This window comes from Streptomyces sp. DH37, assembly GCF_029813835.1.
In the GTDB taxonomy this organism is placed as follows: Bacteria; Actinomycetota; Actinomycetes; order Streptomycetales; family Streptomycetaceae; genus Streptomyces.
The window spans coordinates 21,155-39,432 of record NZ_JARVKV010000034.1 but is presented as its reverse complement, the minus strand read 5'-3'; the positions used below and the strand labels follow the sequence as shown (position 1 = coordinate 39,432).

The 18,278-nt window shown below is 72.7% G+C and carries 19 protein-coding genes, 1 tRNA gene and 1 pseudogene; 1 reads left to right on the top strand and 20 read right to left on the bottom strand.

The genetic code is table 11. The annotated features are described in order from the left end of the window. Window positions 1-20 precede the first annotated feature (20 nt). The 10 genes from prfA to QC029_RS18020 form a co-directional block, all read right to left on the bottom strand. Window positions 21-1,091 (bottom strand): peptide chain release factor 1, encoded by a 1,071-nt coding sequence (prfA, locus tag QC029_RS18065; protein ID WP_279556721.1) that lies wholly within the window; start codon window positions 1,089-1,091, stop codon window positions 21-23. A gap of 96 nt (window positions 1,092-1,187) precedes the next feature. Further along, on the bottom strand, window positions 1,188-1,415 hold the full coding sequence (gene rpmE, locus QC029_RS18060; protein ID WP_093847685.1) for a 50S ribosomal protein L31: 228 nt from the start codon (window positions 1,413-1,415) through the stop codon (window positions 1,188-1,190). A 152-nt stretch (window positions 1,416-1,567) separates the two neighbouring features. After that, a complete protein-coding gene (locus QC029_RS18055; protein ID WP_279556720.1) occupies window positions 1,568-2,683 on the bottom strand; it encodes an LCP family protein in 1,116 nt (371 codons plus the stop codon). Between the two features lie 348 nt (window positions 2,684-3,031). Beyond that, complete coding sequence (gene rho / locus QC029_RS18050) at window positions 3,032-5,017, bottom strand: transcription termination factor Rho (RefSeq protein ID WP_279556719.1); 1,986 nt, start codon at window positions 5,015-5,017, stop codon at window positions 3,032-3,034. Between the two features lie 393 nt (window positions 5,018-5,410). Next, on the bottom strand, window positions 5,411-6,337 hold the full coding sequence (gene thrB / locus QC029_RS18045; protein WP_279556718.1) for a homoserine kinase: 927 nt from the start codon (window positions 6,335-6,337) through the stop codon (window positions 5,411-5,413). Between the two features lie 385 nt (window positions 6,338-6,722). After that, entirely contained in the window at window positions 6,723-7,844 is a 1,122-nt protein-coding gene (gene thrC / locus QC029_RS18040) for a threonine synthase (RefSeq protein WP_279556717.1), read from the bottom strand. Between the two features lie 5 nt (window positions 7,845-7,849). Then, window positions 7,850-9,148 carry a homoserine dehydrogenase gene (locus QC029_RS18035; protein ID WP_279556744.1) on the bottom strand — a complete coding sequence of 433 codons (1,299 nt, stop codon included), beginning with the start codon at window positions 9,146-9,148 and terminating at the stop codon, window positions 7,850-7,852. 218 nt (window positions 9,149-9,366) lie between these two features. Then, window positions 9,367-10,758, bottom strand: a complete 1,392-nt coding sequence (gene lysA, locus QC029_RS18030; protein WP_279556716.1) for a diaminopimelate decarboxylase — start codon at window positions 10,756-10,758, stop codon at window positions 9,367-9,369. Between the two features lie 19 nt (window positions 10,759-10,777). Further along, the gene (locus QC029_RS18025; protein ID WP_279556715.1) at window positions 10,778-11,608 is read right to left on the bottom strand and encodes a DALR anticodon-binding domain-containing protein; all 831 of its coding nucleotides are present in this window, start codon (window positions 11,606-11,608) and stop codon (window positions 10,778-10,780) included. Window positions 11,609-11,671: 63 nt separating this feature from the next. Further along, window positions 11,672-12,124 carry a response regulator gene (locus QC029_RS18020; RefSeq protein ID WP_279556714.1) on the bottom strand — a complete coding sequence of 151 codons (453 nt, stop codon included), beginning with the start codon at window positions 12,122-12,124 and terminating at the stop codon, window positions 11,672-11,674. Window positions 12,125-12,282: 158 nt separating this feature from the next. On the opposite strand from QC029_RS18020, the gene QC029_RS18015 reads away from it, so the two are divergent. Continuing rightward, a tRNA-Arg gene (locus QC029_RS18015) sits at window positions 12,283-12,354 on the top strand. 214 nt (window positions 12,355-12,568) lie between these two features. Here QC029_RS18015 and QC029_RS18010 read toward each other — a convergent pair. From QC029_RS18010 to QC029_RS17965, 10 genes and pseudogenes are all read right to left on the bottom strand, one after another. Further along, window positions 12,569-13,942, bottom strand: a complete 1,374-nt coding sequence (locus QC029_RS18010) for a tyrosine-type recombinase/integrase (protein ID WP_279556713.1) — start codon at window positions 13,940-13,942, stop codon at window positions 12,569-12,571. Then, the gene (locus QC029_RS18005; RefSeq protein WP_279556743.1) at window positions 13,939-14,109 is read right to left on the bottom strand and encodes an AlpA family transcriptional regulator; all 171 of its coding nucleotides are present in this window, start codon (window positions 14,107-14,109) and stop codon (window positions 13,939-13,941) included. Before QC029_RS18005 ends, QC029_RS18010 begins: the two co-directional genes overlap by 4 nt. A 16-nt stretch (window positions 14,110-14,125) precedes the next feature. Next, complete coding sequence (gene repSA, locus QC029_RS18000; RefSeq protein WP_279556712.1) at window positions 14,126-15,490, bottom strand: replication initiator protein RepSA; 1,365 nt, start codon at window positions 15,488-15,490, stop codon at window positions 14,126-14,128. Continuing rightward, window positions 15,483-15,668 (bottom strand): hypothetical protein, encoded by a 186-nt coding sequence (locus QC029_RS17995; protein ID WP_279556711.1) that lies wholly within the window; start codon window positions 15,666-15,668, stop codon window positions 15,483-15,485. The genes repSA and QC029_RS17995 overlap by 8 nt, the downstream gene beginning before the upstream one ends. 85 nt (window positions 15,669-15,753) lie before the next feature. After that, complete coding sequence (locus QC029_RS17990; RefSeq protein WP_279556710.1) at window positions 15,754-16,305, bottom strand: GGDEF domain-containing protein; 552 nt, start codon at window positions 16,303-16,305, stop codon at window positions 15,754-15,756. Window positions 16,306-16,391: 86 nt separating this feature from the next. Continuing rightward, window positions 16,392-16,703: a SpdD-like protein gene (locus QC029_RS17985; protein WP_279556709.1), complete on the bottom strand. Its 312-nt coding sequence runs from the start codon at window positions 16,701-16,703 to the stop codon at window positions 16,392-16,394. An 11-nt stretch (window positions 16,704-16,714) separates the two neighbouring features. Beyond that, a pseudogene (locus tag QC029_RS17980) lies at window positions 16,715-16,954 on the bottom strand (hypothetical protein); the annotation flags it as partial. Continuing rightward, window positions 16,884-17,075 carry a mobile element transfer protein gene (locus QC029_RS17975; protein ID WP_279556707.1) on the bottom strand — a complete coding sequence of 64 codons (192 nt, stop codon included), beginning with the start codon at window positions 17,073-17,075 and terminating at the stop codon, window positions 16,884-16,886. The gene QC029_RS17975 and the pseudogene QC029_RS17980, both read right to left, overlap by 71 nt. 21 nt (window positions 17,076-17,096) lie before the next feature. Next, on the bottom strand, window positions 17,097-17,771 hold the full coding sequence (locus QC029_RS17970; protein WP_279556706.1) for a DUF2637 domain-containing protein: 675 nt from the start codon (window positions 17,769-17,771) through the stop codon (window positions 17,097-17,099). 24 nt (window positions 17,772-17,795) lie between these two features. Next, window positions 17,796-18,278 (bottom strand): hypothetical protein, encoded by a 483-nt coding sequence (locus QC029_RS17965; RefSeq protein ID WP_279556705.1) that lies wholly within the window; start codon window positions 18,276-18,278, stop codon window positions 17,796-17,798.

Here is an 18,278-nt window from a genome sequence, read left to right as displayed (position 1 = left end):
CGGGGCGGGGCGCCGTGCGGTTACTGCGCCGCGGCCAGCTTGGCCGCGGAGTCGGCGTCCACGCACGCCTGGATCACCGCGCCCAGGTCGCCGTCCAGCACCTGGTCCAGGTTGTACGCCTTGAATCCCACCCGGTGGTCCGAGATCCGGTTCTCCGGGAAGTTGTAGGTGCGGATGCGCTCCGACCGGTCCACCGTACGCACCTGGCTGCGGCGCGCGTCCGACGCCTCCTTCTCCGCCTCCTCCTGGGCCACCGCCAGCAGCCGGGCGCGCAGGATGCGCAGCGCCTGCTCCTTGTTCTGCAGCTGGCTCTTCTCGTTCTGGCAGGAGACGACGATGCCGGTGGGCACGTGGGTGATGCGCACGGCGGAGTCGGTGGTGTTCACGGACTGGCCGCCGGGCCCGGAGGAGCGGTAGACGTCGATCCGCAGGTCGTTCGGGTTGATCTCCACGTCGACCTCCTCGGCCTCGGGGAGGACGAGCACGCCGGCGGCGGAGGTGTGGATGCGGCCCTGGGACTCGGTGGCGGGCACCCGCTGGACCCGGTGGACGCCGCCCTCGTACTTCAGCCGGGCCCACACGCCCTGGCCGGGCTCCGCGTTGCCCTTGGCCTTCACCGCGACCCGGACGTCCTTGTAGCCGCCGAGGTCGGACTCGTTGGCGTCGATGACCTCGGTCTTCCAGCCCTGCCGCTCGGCGTAGCGCAGGTACATGCGCAGCAGGTCGCCGGCGAACAGCGCGGACTCCTCGCCGCCCTCGCCCGCCTTGATCTCCAGGATGACGTCCTTGTCGTCGCTGGGGTCGCGCGGGACCAGCAGCAGCCGCAGCCGCTCGGTGAGCTCCTCGCGCTGGGTCTCCAGCTCCTTGACCTCGGCGGCGAAGTCCGGGTCGTCGGCGGCCAGCTCCCGGGCCGTGGCGATGTCGTCGCCGGTGCGCCTCCAGGCGTGGTACGCGCCCACGATCGGGGTCAGCTCGGCGTAGCGCTTGTTGAGCCTGCGGGCGTTGGCCTGGTCGGCGTGGACGGCGGGATCGGCGAGCCGCTTCTCGAGGTCGGCGTGCTCACCGATCAGTTCCTCGACCGCCTCGAACATCGTTGAGTCCTTCGTGTGGGGAGGGGGCTGCCGGGACGGCAAAACGCCGGTCCGGCCGTCCTGGACGGGACGGCCGAGGACCGGCGTTCGGGGTCGCTACTTCTTGTTCCTCGACCCGGCGTTCTTGCCGAAGCGGGCCTCGAAGCGGGCCACGCGGCCACCGGTGTCGAGGATCTTCTGCTTGCCCGTGTAGAACGGGTGGCACGCGGAGCACACGTCGGCGCGGATGGCGCCCTCGGTGACGGTGCTACGGGTGGTGAAGGAGTTCCCGCAGGTGCAGCTGACCTGGGTCTCCACGTACTCCGGGTGGATGTCGCGCTTCAAGGTCTCTCCTAGGTATCGGGAGGGTTCCGGGTCGCACCGGCTCCTCGCGCCCGATGGCGGGCGGCGAGGGTGGCTGCCTGCGCGTGAACCGGGACCGACGCACCAGTCTGCCACTACTGGCCGCACCTCCCAAAACCAGGGGGCGGCGGAGGTTATTCCGCGGCCTCGACCGCCCCGGCGCCCTTCCGGACGTCCTCGGCCGCCGACCCCTTGGTGACGGAGTCGGGGATCGGCCGGTCCGCCTTGAGCGCGTCCCAGATCCGCTCCGTCTGCACCCCGATCGGCACCACCCGGTTGGGGTCGGCGGAGGAGTAGCGCACCGGCAGGGTGACCATCTCGATGTCCTCCGGGTCGATGTGCTCCACGGTCCTGGCCAGGCCGGCCAGATCGGCGGCCGAGGCCAGGGCGGAGTCGGTGGTGAGGTGGGAGGTGACGGTGTCGAGCAGGTCGTAGGTCCTCTTGGGGTCGGAGAACACCCCGACGCTCCCGACCCGGTCGGCGAGCGCCCTGACGAAGGCGTGCTGGAGCTTTATGCGGCCCAGGTCGCTGCCGTTGCCGATGCTCTTGCGGGTGCGGACCAGGGCGAGGGCCTGCTCGCCGTCCAGGGTGTGGCGGCCCGGTTCCAGGCTCAGACGGCTGTCGTCGTCCTCGATCGGCTCCTTGACGGTGACCTCCACCCCGCCCAGTTCGTCGATCACCTTCTTGAAGCCGGTGAAGTCGAGCTCGACGTAGTGGTCCATGCGGATGCCGGTCATCGACTCGACCGTCCTGACGGCGCAGGCGGGGCCGCCGACCTCGTACGCCTGGTTGAACATCGCCCGCCGCGCGGCGGGGGCCGTGCCGCCGCCGGTCTTCTCGCACTCGGGCCGCTGGACGAGGGTGTCGCGGGGGATGGAGACGACGCTGGCCCGGTCGTGCGCCTCGTTGATGTGCACGATCATCGCGGTGTCGGAGCGGGCGGTGCCGTCGTCGCGGCCGTAGCGGGAGTTCTTCCCGGAGCGGGTGTCGGAGCCGAGGAGGAGGATGTCCAGCGAGCCGTCGGGGACGTCCGCGGGCCGGTCGGGGCCCAGGGCGGAGTCGATGTCGATGCCGGCGATGTTGTCGGTGATCCTGAAGTAGACGAGCCCGAGCCCGCCCCCGGCCAGCACCAGGGCGCCGACCGTGGCCCAGACGGCGGCGTACAGCGCCCTGCGCCGCCGGTGCGGGCTCTCGCGCTCCCCCGCCCTGCCGCTTCCCTTGTCGTCGCCGGTGGTGTCGTCGTCCGCCATGTCGTTCCTCGTCTGCCGTGCGTCCCCCCTGCTGCGTCCGGGGCTCCGCGAAGAGGCCGGCCAACGTCCCGGAAGCCGCCGGACGGATCCGGCCGGACGGGCAACGGTCGGCGAGGGGTCTCCTCTCCTGCGACGGCGTACCCGGATCGGGCCCGATCACTCCGCGCCTCCTTCCGGGCGGCGGTCCCGGCGGGGCTCGGCGGTGGTGGCACACGGCTGGTGGCACACGGCTGGCGGCGCACGGCTGGTGGCACACGGCGAGGGCCGCCCCACCGTGCGTGGTGGGACGGCCCTCGCCGTGGTGCTCCGCGGGCTCCGCCCGCCGGACCGGAATCCGCCGGACTCCGCTCAGTCGCCGTTGCCCGGCGCCGGCGTCGTCTTCTGGATCTGCATCAGGAACTCGGCGTTCGACTTCGTCTGCTTCATCTTGTCCAGCAGCAGCTCGATGGCCTGCTGCTGGTCCAGCGCGTGCAGGACGCGCCGCAGCTTCCAGACGATGCCCAGCTCGTCGGCGCCCATCAGGATCTCCTCCTTGCGGGTGCCGGACGCGTCGACGTCCACCGCCGGGAAGATCCGCTTGTCGGCGAGCTTCCGGTCGAGCTTGAGCTCCATGTTGCCGGTGCCCTTGAACTCCTCGAAGATCACCTCGTCCATCCGCGAGCCGGTCTCGACCAGCGCGGCGGCCAGGATCGTCAGGGAGCCGCCGTCCTCGATGTTCCGCGCGGCGCCGAAGAACTTCTTCGGCGGGTAGAGCGCGGTGGAGTCGACACCGCCGGACAGGATGCGGCCCGACGCCGGGGCGGCCAGGTTGTACGCGCGGCCCAGACGGGTGATGTTGTCCAGCAGCACCACCACGTCGTGGCCGAGCTCCACCAGCCGCTTGGCCCGCTCGATGGCCAGCTCGGCGATGGTGGTGTGGTCCTCGGCGGGGCGGTCGAAGGTCGAGGAGATGACCTCGCCCTTGACCGACCGCTGCATGTCGGTGACCTCCTCCGGCCGCTCGTCCACGAGCACGACCATCAGGTGGCACTCGGGGTTGTTGCGGGTGATGGAGTTGGCGATCGACTGCAGGACCGTGGTCTTGCCCGCCTTCGGCGGGGCCACGATCAGACCGCGCTGGCCCTTGCCGATGGGCGAGACCAGGTCGATGATCCGCGAGGTGAGGTGGCCCGGCTCGGTCTCCAGCCGCAGCCGCTCCTGCGGGTACAGCGGGGTGAGCTTGCCGAACTCGGGGCGGCCCTTGCCGTTCTCGGGCGACATGCCGTTGACCGAGTCCAGGCGGACCAGCGCGTTGAACTTCTCGCGCCGCTCGCCCTCGCGCGGCTGGCGGACCGCGCCGGTGACGTGGTCGCCCTTGCGCAGGCCGTTCTTGCGGACCTGGGCGAGGGAGACGTACACGTCGTTCGGGCCCGGCAGGTAGCCGGAGGTGCGCACGAACGCGTAGTTGTCGAGGATGTCCAGGATTCCGGCGACCGGGATCAGGACGTCGTCCTCGGAGACCTGCGGCTCGGCGGCGAAGTCGTCGCGGCCCCGGCGGCCCCGGCGGTCGCGGTAACGGCCCCGGCGGCCCCGGCGACCGCCCTCGAAGTCGTCGTCGCGGTCACCACGACTGTCACGGTCACCACGGCCGTCGCGGTCACCACGACTGTCGCGGTCACCACGGCTGTCACGGTCACCGCGGCTGTCGCGGTCGCCGCGGCCCTGGCGGCTGCCGCCGTCCTGGCCCTGCTGCTGGCCGCCGTCCTTGGTGCGGCGGTCGCGCTGGCGGCCCTTGCCGCCCTGGCGGTCGCCGCCCTTGTCCTGCTTGCCGTCGGCGCCCTTGGCGCCGTCGCCCCTGTTCTCGGCGGACCTGTCGTCGCCGTCCGCGGCGGCCGGGGTCTCGGCGCTCCTGCCGTCGCCCTTGCCGCGGCGGCGGCGCTCGCCGGCGGGCTCGTCGCTGACGGGCTGGCCGGGGATGTCGATCTGCTGCTGAGCGGCTTCACCTGCGCTCTCGGCACTCTCGCCCGTACGCGCCTTGGAGGTCGCGCGGCGGCGCGGCTTGCTCTCGGCGGGGGCGGCCGGGGCCTCGGCGGCGGCGGGGGCGGAGCCCGAGCCGTTCTCGGCCTGCTTGGCCCGGATGGTCTCGATCAGCTGGCTCTTGCGCATCCGCGCCGTGCCCTTGATGCCGAGGCCGGAGGCGACCTGCTGAAGCTCGGCGAGAACCATGCCCTCGAGGCCCGTGCCGGAGCGGCGACGCCTGGGGGCGGCACCGGATGCGGGCGCGGCAGGAGCGTCCGTGGCGGGCGCGGCGGCTTCGGCGGCGTCCACGCCCATCAGATCGGTGGTATCGCTCACGAAGGGTCCTTCCCTGGAGCGGGCGTCGGCCTGTCTGGCTCGGCGACCGGTTGTGCTGTCCGGCTGCGGTCTTCGTCTCGACCGGGCCGGGGCGGTGGTTCCGCCTGGATGTACGGCGGAGGAATCAGTACATAATCGATACGTGGTGTGGCGTGAAGGGATGACGTGCGTCAATCACGCCGTTCCGGAGCGAGCTCGACACTGCTCGGCAGGCTGCTCAGGCAGTTCTGGAGGCTCCCGGAAGAAGGAGTGGTCCCGTGTGGGACTGTACCCATGGGATCACGGAGAGCACCGCACCGCCCTCGGGTCGTCCCAGGAGGCTGCGAGTGCAGACTTGAGGTTAACACTACCGGACCCAACAAACATTCCCCCTCTCCGAGGCCCGCATTCGTGTCACCGGCCCGTGCCGGCCAGCGGCAGCACACCGGCTCCCGCCGTGTCGAGGGACAGCCGGTTGGCCGCCCAGCCGTCGCCCGCGAGGCGTGCGACCTTGTCGGCCGTGCCGTCGTCCACCAGCGCGAGCACCGTGGGTCCCGCGCCGGAGATGACCGCGGGCACTCCGTCGGCGCGCAGCCGGTGCACCAGCTCCACGCTCTCCTCCATCGCGGGGGCGCGGTACTCCTGGTGGAGCCGGTCCTCGGTGGCGGGCAGGAGCAGTTCGGGGCGGCGGGTCAGCGCCTCGACGAGCAGCGCCGCGCGGCCGGCGTTCGCGGCGGCGTCCACGTGGGGGACGGTGCGGGGCAGCAGTCCGCGGGCGGTCTCGGTGAGCACCGGCCGGTCGGGGACGAAGACCACCGGGACGACGGTGGGGGCCGGGTCCATCCTGACGGCCCGGGCCGCGCCGCCGTCCGTCCAGGCGAGGGTGAAGCCGCCGAGCAGGCAGGCCGCCACGTTGTCGGGGTGCCCCTCTATCTCCGTCGCCAGCTCCAGCAGGGCGGTGTCGTCGAGCTTCTCGGCGCCACCGGTGGTCACCGCGCGGGCGGCGATGATGCCCGCGCAGATGGCGGCGGAGGAGGAGCCCAGGCCGCGGCCGTGCGGGATGCGGTTGGCGCAGACGACCTCCAGGCCGCGCGGCTGGCCGCCCAGCAGGTCGAAGGCCGTGCGCAGGGAGCGTACGAGCAGGTGGCTCTCGTCGCGGGGCAGGGTGTCGGCGCCCTCGCCCGCGATGTCGATGTGCAGTCCGGAGTCGGCGACGCGGACCACGACGTCGTCGTACAGGCCCAGGGCCAGACCGAGGGCGTCGAAGCCGGGACCGAGGTTTGCGCTGGTGGCGGGGGTGCGCACCCGGACGGCGGCGGCGCGGAACGCGGGACCGGCCATCGCTCGATGACTCTCCTTGGTGTGGCTGTCCTGGAGGACTGCGGGACTGTGCTGCTCGGGGGCTACTCGGGGTTCGGTCGGGATCGGGTCGGGGTTCGGCGCTCGGTCGGATTCTGGTCGGATGCCGGTCTGGTGCGGGTCGAGGACGCACAACGCGACGTCTCCGGGAACCGCGGCTGAGAGCCGGACCGGTCCGCTGACCTCTGGCACATGCCGTACGACAGGTCGGGACGTACTCCCACCCTATCGAAGGACGGTTCGGTGGCGGTACAGGGCGTATGGGAGGCGCACGATGCGTGTCGCGCGCTGATGATGCGCCCCCGTGCCGGGGCGCGGCAGCCCTCGGGCGCCGCGCCCCGGCACGGACGTCACGCGTGCCGCGCCCTCACGCCAGGCCGAGGCGCTGGGCGGCGGCGCCCGCGTCGACCGGGACGACGATCGGCTGCGGAGCGCCCTGCACCGCCCAGTCCGGGTCCTTCAGGCCGTTGCCGGTGACGGTGCAGACGATCCGCTGCCCCGGGTCGACCTTCCCCTGCTCGGCGGCCTTCAGCAGGCCGGCGACCGAGGCGGCCGAGGCCGGCTCGACGAAGACGCCCTCCTGCGCGGCCAGCAGCCGGTAGGCGGCCAGGATCTGACGGTCCGTCACCTCGTCGATGAGCCCGCCGGACTCGTCGCGGGCGGCCTCCGCGCGCTCCCAGGAGGCCGGGTTGCCGATGCGGATGGCGGTGGCGATGGTGCGCGGGTCCTTGACCGGCTCGCCCCGCACGATGGGCGCCGAGCCGGACGCCTGGAAGCCCCACATCCGCGGCGTGCGGGAGGCGTGGACGCCGCCGTCGGGGCCGGGGGCCGCGTACTCCCGGTAGCCCCTCCAGTAGGCGGTGATGTTGCCCGCGTTGCCGACCGGCAGGACGTGGATGTCGGGGGCGTCGCCGAGCATGTCGACGATCTCGAAGGCGGCGGTCTTCTGGCCCTCGATCCGCACCGGGTTGACCGAGTTGACCAGCGCCACCGGGTAGTTGTCGGACAGGCCGCGGGCCAGGGTGAGGCAGTCGTCGAAGTTGCCGTCGACCTGGAGGATGCGGGCGCCGTGCACCAGCGCCTGGCCCATCTTGCCCAGCGCGATCTTGCCCTGCGGCACCAGCACGGCGCAGACCATCCCGGCGCGCACCGCGTAGGCGGCGGCCGAGGCGGAGGTGTTGCCGGTGGAGGCGCAGATGACGGCCTGCGCGCCCTCCTCCTTGGCGCGGCTGATGGCCATCGTCATCCCGCGGTCCTTGAAGGAGCCGGTGGGGTTGGCGCCCTCGACCTTGAGGTGGACCTCGCAGCCGGTGCGCTCGGAGAGCACCTGCGCGGGCACGAGCGGGGTGCCGCCCTCGCGCAGGGTGACGACGGGCGTGTCGCCGGTGACCGGGAGCCGGTCGCGGTACTCCTCGATGATGCCCCGCCACTGGCGGGTGCCGGACAGGCGAGGAGTGTCGGTGCCAGGGCTGGCGGTGGTGGCGGTCATCTCTCTCATTCCCCTTCGACCCGCATGATGCTCGCGACGCCGCGTACGGTGTCCAGTTTGCGCAGCGCCTCGACGGTCGCCGACAGGGCGGCGTCCGGTGCGCGGTGGGTGACGACGACCAGCGACGCCCCGTCCTCCGGGCCGTCCTTGCCCTGCTGGCGCACGGTGTCGATGGAGACCCCGTGCTCGGCGAAGACGGTGGCGCACTGGGCGAGGACGCCCGGTTTGTCGGCGACGTCCAGGCTGATGTGGTAGCGGGTGACCACCTCGCCCATCGGGCTCACGGGGAGCTGGGCGTAGGCGGACTCCCCCGGCCCCAGGGAGCCGGCGAGCTTGTTGCGGCAGACGGCGACCAGGTCGCCGAGGACCGCCGAGGCGGTGGGCGCGCCCCCGGCGCCGGGCCCGTAGAACATCAGCTGGCCGGCGGCCTCCGCCTCGACGAAGACCGCGTTGTACGCCTCGCGGACGGAGGCGAGCGGATGGGTGAGCGGGATCATCGCCGGGTGGACGCGCGCGGTGACCGACCGCCCGTCGGCGGCCCGCTCGCAGATGGCCAGCAGCTTGACCGTGCAGCCCATGCGCCGCGCGGAGGCGATGTCGGCGGCGGTGACCTCGGTGAGGCCCTCGCGGTGCACGTCGTCCAGGCGGACGCGGGTGTGGAAGGCGATCCCGGCCAGGATCGCGGCCTTGGCGGCGGCGTCGAAGCCCTCGACGTCGGCGGTCGGGTCGGCCTCGGCGTACCCCAGGGCCGTGGCCTCGTCCAGCGCCTCGGAGTAACCGGCGCCGGTGGAGTCCATGCGGTCGAGGATGAAGTTGGTGGTGCCGTTGACGATGCCCAGGACGCGGTTGACCTTGTCGCCCGCCAGGGACTCGCGCAGCGGGCGCACCAGCGGGATCGCGGCGGCGGCGGCGGCCTCGTAGTAGAGGTCCGCCCCGTGTTTCTCGGCGGCCTCGTGGAGGGCCGGGCCGTCCTCGGCGAGCAGCGCCTTGTTGGCGGTGACGACGCTGGCGCCGTGCTCGAAGGCGGTGGTGATCAGGGTGCGGGCCGGCTCGATGCCGCCGATGACCTCGATGACCACGTCGACGTCGTCCCGGCTGACCAGGGCGGTGGCGTCGGTGGTGACCAGTTCGGGCGCTATGCCCTCGCGGACCCTCCCGGGGCGCCGGACGGCGACCCCGGCCAGTTCGACCGGGGCGCCGATCCGGGCGGCGAGGTCCTCGGAGTGCGTCGTCATGATGCGCGCCACCTCTGAGCCGACGACCCCACAGCCCAGCAGCGCCACCTTCAGCGGACGCGTACGCATCATCAGACCTCGCTTCTTCACAGTCCTGTGGACTCAAGTCTCACGTACGAGTGGGCGGGCTCCCCGCCTCATCCAGCATGCGAGACGTCATCCTCTGTTTTTGAGATGGCCCCCGAGGGGGCCGCTTCCCGGACGGCCGGGCTCCCGGCCGTCCGGCGCCGGCCGGCGTCGGCTGACACCGGACGGCACGGGCCGACGCCGACCGGCGCAGGCCGACGTCAGCCGACGTCCAGCCCGAGCAGGTCCTCCTCCGTCTCGCGCCGCACGATCACCCGGGCCTTCCCGCCCGAGACCGCCACCACCGGCGGCCGCAGGGCGTGGTTGTAGTTGCTCGCCATGGAGCGGCAGTACGCGCCGGTGGCCGGGACGGCGAGCAGGTCGCCGGGCGCCAGGTCGGCGGGGAGGAAGGCGTCGCGCACCACGATGTCGCCGCTCTCGCAGTGCTTGCCGACCACGCGCGAGAGCATCGGCGCGGCGTCGGAGACGCGGGAGACGAGCGCGACGGAGTACTCGGCGTCGTACAGCGCGGTGCGGATGTTGTCGGACATGCCGCCGTCCACGCTGACGTAGGTGCGCAGGCCCTGCAGCTCCTTGACGGTGCCGACCTCGTAGAGGGTGAAGGTCGTCGGGCCGGCGATGGCCCGGCCCGGCTCGACCGACAGCCGCGGCACTGCCAGTCCGGCGGCCCGGCACTCGTGGGCGACGATCTCGTGCAGCGACCTGGCGATCTCGTGGGGCTCGCGCGGGTCGTCGTCGGGGGTGTAGGCGATGCCCAGGCCGCCGCCGAGGTCGATCTCGGGCAGCTCGACGCCGTGCTCGTCGCGGATCTCGGTCAGCAGCTGCACCACGCGGCGCGCGGCGACCTCGAAGCCGGCCATGTCGAAGATCTGCGAGCCGATGTGGGAGTGGATGCCCACCAGCTCCAGGCTGTCGAGCTTGAGCACCCGGCGCACCGCCTCGGCCGCCTGCCCGTCGGCGAGCGCGAGCCCGAACTTCTGGTCCTCGTGGGCGGTGGCGATGAACTCGTGGGTGTGCGCCTCGACGCCGACCGTCACCCGGATCTGCACGCGCTGGCGCCGGCCGAGCCGCTCGGCGACGTGCGCGACGCGGGCGATCTCCTGGAAGGAGTCGAGCACGATCCGGCCGACCCCGGCCTCGACGGCCCGCTCGATCTCGGCGGTGGACTTGTTGTTGCCGTGCAGCGCGATGCGCTCGGCGGGCATCCCGCCGGCCAGCGCGGTGGCCAGCTCGCCGCCGGAGCAGACGTCGAGGTTGAGGCCCTCCTCGGTCAGCCAGCGCACGACGGCGCGGCACAGGAACGCCTTCCCGGCGTAGAACACGTCGGCCTCGTCGCCGAAGGCGTCGCGCCAGGCGCGGCAGCGGGCCCGGAAGTCGTCCTCGTCCAGGACGTAGGCGGGGGTGCCGAACTCCTCGGCCAGCGCGACGACGTCCAGCCCGCCGACGGTGGTGACGCCCCGCCCGTCGCGGGCGACGGTGCGGGCCCACACGCGCGGGTCGAGGGCGTTGAGGTCGGCGGGCGGCGGGGTGTAGTGGCCCTCGGGGAGGACGTCGGCGTGGCGGGGCCCGGCGGGGTGTGCGGAACGGCTCATGGTCGCTTCGTGTTCTCCATCACAGATGTGCGGGTGCGGTGACGCCCAGTCGGGACAGGCCGCCGGCCAGCACCGTCCCGGCGGCCTGGGCGAGGGCCAGCCGGGCGCGGTGGGCGGCCAGGGGTTTCCGCTCCCCGGCGGGCAGCACGGAACCGTGTATGCCGAGGAGGGCGTCGGCCACCGCCTCCAGGTGGCGGGCCAGCCGGCCGGAGTCGTCCAGGCCGGCGATCCGCTCGTACTCGGCGAGCCCCCCCAGCAGCGCCTGCTCGCCCGGGGTGTCGTACGCGTAGCCGTCCGCCCCGGCCTCGGGCCCGAAGCCGAGGCCGCGCGCGCCGCGCAGCAGCGCCCGGGCGCGGGCGTGGGCGTACTGGACCAGGAAGAGGGGGTTGGCCTCGCGCTGCTCCAGGTGCCGCGGACCGGGCTCCTCGCCGGTGGCGGCGGCCCAGTTGCGGACGTCGCGCGCGGGGTCGGTGCGCTCCGCCACCGGGGACTCCCCGTCCCCCGCCGCGAGGGCCCTCACCAGGTCCGCGCGGGCCGCGCCCGCCACGGTGATGTTGAGGAACCCGGGCCCGGCGACCGCCACCCCGGCGATCCCCTCCTCGCGCACCAGCCGCTCCCGCAGGACCTCGGCGACGCTCCGGGCGGGCCGTCCGGTGACGGCGGCGAGCCGCAACGCGGCGTTGGTGGCGTAGTCCCCGCACCCCGGCCGCGGCGGCCGTCCCACGGTGATCCGCTCCCGCGGCCCCGTCAGCGCCTCCAGTGCGCCCGGGGACAGCTCGCCCAGCACACCGTCGTCGGCCACGCGGCGCACGGTGCGCAGCACGGTGCGCGAGAGCTGGGCGGGAGTCACGCGTCAAGGGTATGGGAGGGGGGGCGGGGGTACGCGAACGTGTTCCGAGGGATGACACGCACCTCACACCGGCCGCGCCGCGCCGCGGGCCCCGCCCGGCCGCCGTACGGCGGACTCCGCCTCGCACGGCTCGGTCGTCCCCTGCTTCCCGGCGGCCAGCCGCCGCACCATCCGCACCAGGTCCATCGGCTCGAACGGCTTGGCCAGGAACGCGTCCACCCCGGCCGCCCGCGCCTGCTCGCCGCCCAGCTCGGCCCGCGTGCAGGCGCTGACGATCGCCAGCGGGATGTCCCGCGTCCGCTCGTCGGCGCGCAGCCGCTCGGCGGTCCGCAGGCCGTCGAGCCGTGGCATGACCACATCGAGCGTGATCACGTCGGGGCGCACCCGCTCCACGATCTCCAGGCACTCGGCACCATCGGCCGCGGTCATGACCTCGAAGCCTTCGAGTTCGAGGTTGACCCTGATCAGCTGCCGGATGACCTTGCTGTCGTCCACCACAAGGACCCGGCCGGACATGCCAGGCACACCTCAGAGAGTAGGCCCACACCTCCGCCTGCGTCCGGCTTTCCCCCTTTTCCGCCCGCCCCCGCGCCGGCAAACCCTGTTCCGATCCACCCCCCGGAAGCTGGTAGTGTTCTACCCGTCGCCGCGATCAACGCGATCGCCGCCGACGGGCCCCCGTAGCTCAGGGGATAGAGCAACGGCCTCCGGAGCCGTGTGCGCAGGTTCGAATCCTGCCGGGGGCACCCTGTATGAGGTGCCCAAAGACCCCGTCACCAGCGGAAACGCTGAGAGCGGGGTCTTCGCGTATGTGCAGCCGTATGCCGGCCGAAGCGGCCGTATGTCGGGGTCTGTGGACGAGGCGTGGACGGGATCTTGAAGCGTTGTCCCAGGTGAGACCTCGAAAACGACGAGGCCCCTGGACAGGATGCCAGGGGCCTCAGACACGGTCAGGTGGTGTCAGTCGTACTCGCGAAGCAGGTCCTCAATGCGCCGGTTGGCGACGTCTTGCCGTCCGTCGAGGCACTTCGCGTAGCGGGTCAGCAGGACCTCAACGCTGTTGCCGGCGCGCTCGGCCACCTCGGTGGGGTGGACACCGGCGTTGAGCCACGTCGACAGCGCCGAGTGCCGAAGGTCGTACGGTCGACTCGCGAGCGGCGAGGCCGCGACGGCCGGCGGAAGCGCGAGGAGCCGGGCCTCCTGCCATACGCGGTAGTAGGTCGAGGACGGGACGACCGAACCCTTCTCGCTGAAGAACAGCCGCCCGTCGTCCGCCGTGCCGAAGGTGGCCAGGTGCTCGCGGAGCACGGCGACGAGGTGCGGCGGGATAGGCACCCGCCTGACGTCCTCGGTCGGTCGGTTCTTCAGCCCGCGGTCGTCGTGGGTCTCCCCCGAGTCGGTCCACTGCCTGCCGACGGACGGACGAGTCCGGTGGAGCAGCGCCGAGCCCCAGCCTTGTTCGGGAAGGTTCAGGTCCGTCTCGACGAGGCCAACCGCTTCCGCCGGCCGGAGACCGCCGAAGTACATAGCGGCGAACAGACCGACGAGGCGACGACCACGGACACGCCGGTATCCGCCCACGTAGGAGACGGCCGCCAGGAGATTCCGCGCCTGCTCCGGGTTGGCGACAACCCGCGGGTCGACCTGGTTGGACACTTTCGGCTTCTGCCAGCGGACAGCCGTGATGGGGTTCTCACGCAGCTCCCCCAGGTCAACGGCGTAATTCGCGGCGTTAACGAGTGTCCGACGCTTACGCCGCACGGTTTCCGCAGCTGCTGCCGTGCCGTCGAGCTTGAGCTTCAGCGAGTCGAGGACTGCACGGGCCGTGGCAGGTTCAGCGAGATCAGCGAGCGGACGAGACGCCTTGGACACCCAGTGGAGAACGTTCCGCACGTCGTCCGGGACTTCCCGATCGTCAGGCCCCGGCAACACGAAGGCCCAGTTGCGAAGTGCCTTGCGGATCACCTCGTCGGAGGGCCGTCCAGGACGCTCGCCGAGAAGCTCCATGGTCACGCTAGTGAGCGATTCGTTGATGCCGTCTCGCGTGTTGGGAGCGGCATGCGGCCACTTCATCGCGAGGTACCTGAGGGCAAAGTCGTACCAAGACACGACCGACTTCGCCTCCTCCATCGAGGCCGGGAAGCCGGACCCCGTGTCGAACTCCTCACCGTCGCGCATCGCACGCATGAGCTTCGTGCGGTAGTGGTCAGCAAGCGCCTTGGTGCGGAAAGACTCGGAGAAGACGTTGCCGGCTACAGACCAGCGGACTCCGTAGGACGGTGTTTTGGTGTCCCTCTTACGGACACCCCAGACCTTCACGTCAAGAGACTTCACGCCGCCGCCTCAAGCTGCCGCAGCCACGTCTTGAAATCACTCCGCCAAACTCGCAGTTCCCCATTGGGGAGCTTGAAAGCAGCAGGGCCCTGACCCAGTTCACGCCACCGGTAGAACGTCCGCCGGGAAACTCCACCGAGCTCGTCGAGGATCTGCGGAACGGTCATCAACTCGTCTTTCACGTCAGGCTCCTTCCAGGGCTGCAAGTTCTTCGCGGGCGGTTTCGCGGTTGAGTTGGAGGTCGCGGGCGATGGTGGCGGCGAGGACGGATTCACCGGGGGTGTGGCCGTGCCCGGCGTACTGCCAGTCGGCCAGGACCAGCACGGTGTCCGGCTCGACCTCATCCAGGCCGAGGGCGGCGTGTTCCTGGGCGGCGCGGTAGTCGGCGCGGGTCTGACGGAGGGCGCCGAGCGTGGTGGAGTAGCGGCGGGACTTCGAGCTGAAGTGGCCGCGGAAGCCGAGCATGTGCGCCCAGGCCCACAGGCGGCGGTCCGGATACAGCGGGTCGAGCACCTTGCAGGCTTCGATCAGGCGCCGGGTGTGGTCCGGGACGCCGTGGCGGTCGAGCTCGGCGAGTTCGCCGATGCGGCGGTCCAGGGTGCCGGTGTTCTCGGCGGCCTTGGTGGCGTACTTGGCCACGTAGGAGGCGACGGCCTGTTCGGTGATCTCGGAGCCGTCCCCGAACGCCTTCACCGGCCGGACGTCGAGCTGGGTGCCCCAGCGGAAGGTCCGGGCCGGTTGGTCCTCGGCGGCCGGGACCGAGACCGACGTGTAGGAGTGTGCGGCGGCGGCGCGGATCGCGTCGGCGAGCAGGCCGGTACTGGCCCAGGAGGGCGGCGGGGTGTCCGGGCCGTCCGGTCCGTCGAGGCGGATCACGGCATGGAAGTGCACGGCGCCGCGCTTTTGGAACTCGGCGACCTTGCCGTAGGACAGCCGGGCGCACTCTTTCAGTTCCCGTTGGGTGAGGCCGGCGCGGGCGGCGATCTCACGGCGCAGGCGGTTGGTGAAGCGCTGCCACAGCTGTCCGGCGTGGTTGTTGAACAGCACCGCGCCCGCATAGTCGTACGTGTCCGGGTCGAGGGCGGTGCCCAGTTCCGGGGCGTCCGGGGCGTGGCGGGTGCCGCAGCGGCAGGCGCCGTGGTCGGGCCGGTTGTGGACCGGGCCGAACGAGGGGGCGGTGAGGGTGGCGAAGACCCGGGGGTGCTCCCGGACGGTGGCCGGGATGTCCCGGCGGTCGTCCCCGGCCAGGCCCGCGCGGATGAGGTGGTAGGTGTCGCCCGCGTACGTCCAGGCGCAGGCCGGGCAGCGCGAGGCGCGGCGGTTGCCGCAGGCCACCCGGAGCCGCCCACCCGGCTCGTTCTCGGTGGAGTAGTGGTGCAGCACCTGGCCGGTGGTCTTGTCCTTGTGCAGCACCCAGCCGGTCAGGTGGACGGGGTCGGCGCAGCCGCCGGTGCGGCGGATCTGCTCTGCCCAGCGGTGGTAGTCGTCGGCCGAGGCCACCCGCAGCAGGTCGCCGAGGGTGGCACGGTCGAGCAGCGTCTCAGGCACCGGCGCCCTCCCGGACCCGGCGGGCGGGGACGGTGCCGGTGCCCTGACAGGCCGGGCAGTCGACGGTGATCGTGCGCAGGTGACCGCGGGCGTCGCGGCCGCCGAGGGTGACGGCGGCGGAGGCGAAGCCGTCGCAGACCGGGCAGATCCGCGGCGCGGGCGGGGTGGGCTGGGCCATGATGGTGGTTCCTTTCGATTGCGGTTGGAAGGAACGGCCCCGGGTGGCGGCGTGCTTGGCGGCTTGTGCGCCACCCGGCGGCCGGTCAGCGAGCGGCGCGGGAGCCCCGGCGGCTGCGGCCCTTGGCCGCGTACATGGCCGCATCGGCAGCGGCGAGCGCATCGGGCAAGGTGCGTACCGGCAGCTCGGCGAGGCGGCAGGCACCCACCGAGGCGGCCAGCGGCAGCGACACACCCTGGTAGGGCAGCGGCCGGTGCAGGGCGGCGGTGAGCGCGTCGAGGTCGGCGGCGGCCAGGTCCCGGACGACGGCGACGAACTCATCCCCGCCCAGGCGCCCGGCGGTGCCGTTCCGGCCGCACCAGGCACGGAGCCGGTCGGCGGTGGCGACGAGGGCGGCGTCCCCGGCGGCGTGGCCGTGGGTGTCGTTGAGCATCTTGAAGTGGTCGAGGTCAACCAGGAGCACGGCCGCGGTGGGGTGCCGGCGGATGCAGTGTTCGGCGCGGGCGGTCCATCCGGCGCGGGTGTGCAGGCCGGTGAGCGGGTCGCGGCGGGCGGAGGCCAGGCGGCGGGTGAGGATGCTCCCGTGCACGGCCCAGCCCAGTAACGGCACCAGGCTGGCGGCGAGCTGCAGGTCCATGGGGGTTCTCCCTTGGCGATGGCGGTTGGAGGGAACGGCCCCGGGTGGCGGCGTGCTTGGCGGTGTGTGCGCCACCCGGCGGCTGGTCAGCGGCGGTGCTGGGAAACGAGGAGCGAGCGGACGACCAGGGCGCAGACGGCGACCGAGGCGGCGGTGACGGCGACCGCCAGGAGCAGGGAGACCAGGACGGCGCCGACGACCAGGACCACGGCGGTGCCGCCGCCGACCAGGGCGAGCGCGGTGCCGGGGGTGAACTGCACGACCGGCCGGGAGTGCATCGGGGCCGGGGCCGGGGCGGCAGTGGTCGGGTGCTGCTCAACGGCGGTCGGCTCGACGACGACCGGCGGCGGGCCGGGCCGGGTGGGGGTGGGCATGGTCGGGAGCTTCGGGCGGAGCATGACGGATCTCCTTACTTGACGAAGGGGTCGACGACCGGGGCGAGGAGGCTGTCGGCGATGAGGTAGCCGCCGAGCAGCAGCACCAGGACCAGCCACAGCGGAGGGCGGATGAGCTTGACGCCGAAGACTCCGACGCAGAGCAGGGCGAACCAGAGCGGGACATCCATGGGCGATGGCCTCCTAGCGGACCTTGCAGCGGTGGGTGCGGGCGGCGAACTGGGCGGCGGACCGGGAGGAGTAGTCGGCGGACCAGCCGCAGCCGTCGGCGCTGCACACGGCGGCGTGCTTGGTGGTGCCGTGACGGTCGCGGTGGGTGCCGATCTGCACCGGGCCGATCCGCATCACGGAGTGGAAGAAGTCGCGGGCGGGCATGACGCGTGGTCTCCTTTCGGGTCAGGCGAGCTGGGCGGCGATGGCGTCGGCCAGGTGCGGCGGGACGCCGAGGCGGGCGCGCAGGGTGTCGGTGTCGATCCGGGTGCCGGTGCGGGCGTGGTGGTCGTCGGCGACCTTGCGGGCGTGGTCGACCAGCGCGGCCGGGACCGGCACCGGCGGGGAAGGTTCGGCGGTGGGCAGGGCCGGGGTTTCCTCGGGCGCCGGGACCGCGACGGGTTCGGGCACCGGGTCCGGCTCAGCGGTGACGGCCGGTTCGGGCTCCACCTCGGGCACGGGGTCCGAGGCGGCGGGTGCCGGCGGGGCCGGGGAGCGGCCCGCGGGGGAATGGGCGAGCAGGGTGCCGCCCATGAAGGCGAGCGCGGGCCAGGCGGCGACGAGGATGCGCAGCCAGGCGGGGACGTCGCCGAGGTTGAGGAGTCCGGCGGTGGCCACGTTGGCGCCGAGCGAGGCGACCAGGGCGATCAGGAACCAGCACCAGGCCAGCCGGGACGGCCCGTCGGTGCGCAGCCGACGCCAGGCGGCGACCAGGAGCAGGTCCACCGAGATGGGGTAGGCCCAGGCTTTCCAGCCGTCCTGTCCGGCGGCGGCGGCCAGGTCGTGCAGGTGCGCGAAGGACAGGGCACCGGCGATGACGGCCTGGACGAGCACGGCGTCCGGGCGGATCGAGCGGGCCATGGTCTGTCCCTCCTTCCCGGGTGGTCAGGCCGCGTCGGGGCGGCCGTTGGCGGTGGCGATGGCGTGCAGGACCAGGCGGAGGTTCGTGGCGTCCAGGCCGGTGACGGCGTCGCCGAGCGGGATACGAGCGCCGGGGTGGGCGAGGGAGGCGGCCAGGGCGAGGATGCGCAGTTCTCCGCCGGAGGCGGGCAGGTCCTTCGCGTCCAGGGCCTCGATGACCTTGACCCAGTCGACGCCGTACGGCTCGGGGGCGGGGCCGGAGTAGTCGATGAGCAGCAGTCCGGGCCGTTCGGCCAGACGGTTGGTCCACAGGCCGTGGGAGACGAGGAGGCCGATCGCGGCCCGCAGGGTGGGGACGCCGTCCGCCCTGGCCTTGAGGGTGTCGGCCAGCTTGGCCGGGTCGATCGTGACGGCACCGTTGTCGGTGTCGTACCAGGGGCAGTCACGTTCGTCGTGGTCGACGCCGGTTTCCTCACCGTCGACGTCGCCGCAGTATGCGCAGAACAT

What these genes read in the sequence shown, in the direction of transcription:
- QC029_RS17970 (WP_279556706.1), bottom strand. Translation starts at nt 17,771, where the DNA reads ATGGCCCGCTCGATCCGCCCGGACGCCGTGCTCGTCCAGGCCGTCATC.
- QC029_RS17965 (WP_279556705.1), bottom strand. Translation starts at nt 18,278, where the DNA reads ATGTTCTGCGCATACTGCGGCGACGTCGACGGTGAGGAAACCGGCGTC.
- QC029_RS17995 (WP_279556711.1), bottom strand. Translation starts at nt 15,668, where the DNA reads ATGGCCCAGCCCACCCCGCCCGCGCCGCGGATCTGCCCGGTCTGCGAC.
- thrC (WP_279556717.1), bottom strand. Translation starts at nt 7,844, where the DNA reads ATGACCGCCACCACCGCCAGCCCTGGCACCGACACTCCTCGCCTGTCC.
- lysA (WP_279556716.1), bottom strand. Translation starts at nt 10,758, where the DNA reads ATGAGCCGTTCCGCACACCCCGCCGGGCCCCGCCACGCCGACGTCCTC.
- thrB (WP_279556718.1), bottom strand. Translation starts at nt 6,337, where the DNA reads ATGGCCGGTCCCGCGTTCCGCGCCGCCGCCGTCCGGGTGCGCACCCCC.
- QC029_RS17975 (WP_279556707.1), bottom strand. Translation starts at nt 17,075, where the DNA reads ATGCCCGCCCGCGACTTCTTCCACTCCGTGATGCGGATCGGCCCGGTG.
- QC029_RS17990 (WP_279556710.1), bottom strand. Translation starts at nt 16,305, where the DNA reads ATGGACCTGCAGCTCGCCGCCAGCCTGGTGCCGTTACTGGGCTGGGCC.
- QC029_RS18035 (WP_279556744.1), bottom strand. Translation starts at nt 9,148, where the DNA reads ATGCGTACGCGTCCGCTGAAGGTGGCGCTGCTGGGCTGTGGGGTCGTC.
- prfA (WP_279556721.1), bottom strand. Translation starts at nt 1,091, where the DNA reads ATGTTCGAGGCGGTCGAGGAACTGATCGGTGAGCACGCCGACCTCGAG.
- QC029_RS17985 (WP_279556709.1), bottom strand. Translation starts at nt 16,703, where the DNA reads ATGCTCCGCCCGAAGCTCCCGACCATGCCCACCCCCACCCGGCCCGGC.
- QC029_RS18005 (WP_279556743.1), bottom strand. Translation starts at nt 14,109, where the DNA reads ATGACCGTTCCGCAGATCCTCGACGAGCTCGGTGGAGTTTCCCGGCGG.
- QC029_RS18055 (WP_279556720.1), bottom strand. Translation starts at nt 2,683, where the DNA reads ATGGCGGACGACGACACCACCGGCGACGACAAGGGAAGCGGCAGGGCG.
- QC029_RS18020 (WP_279556714.1), bottom strand. Translation starts at nt 12,124, where the DNA reads ATGTCCGGCCGGGTCCTTGTGGTGGACGACAGCAAGGTCATCCGGCAG.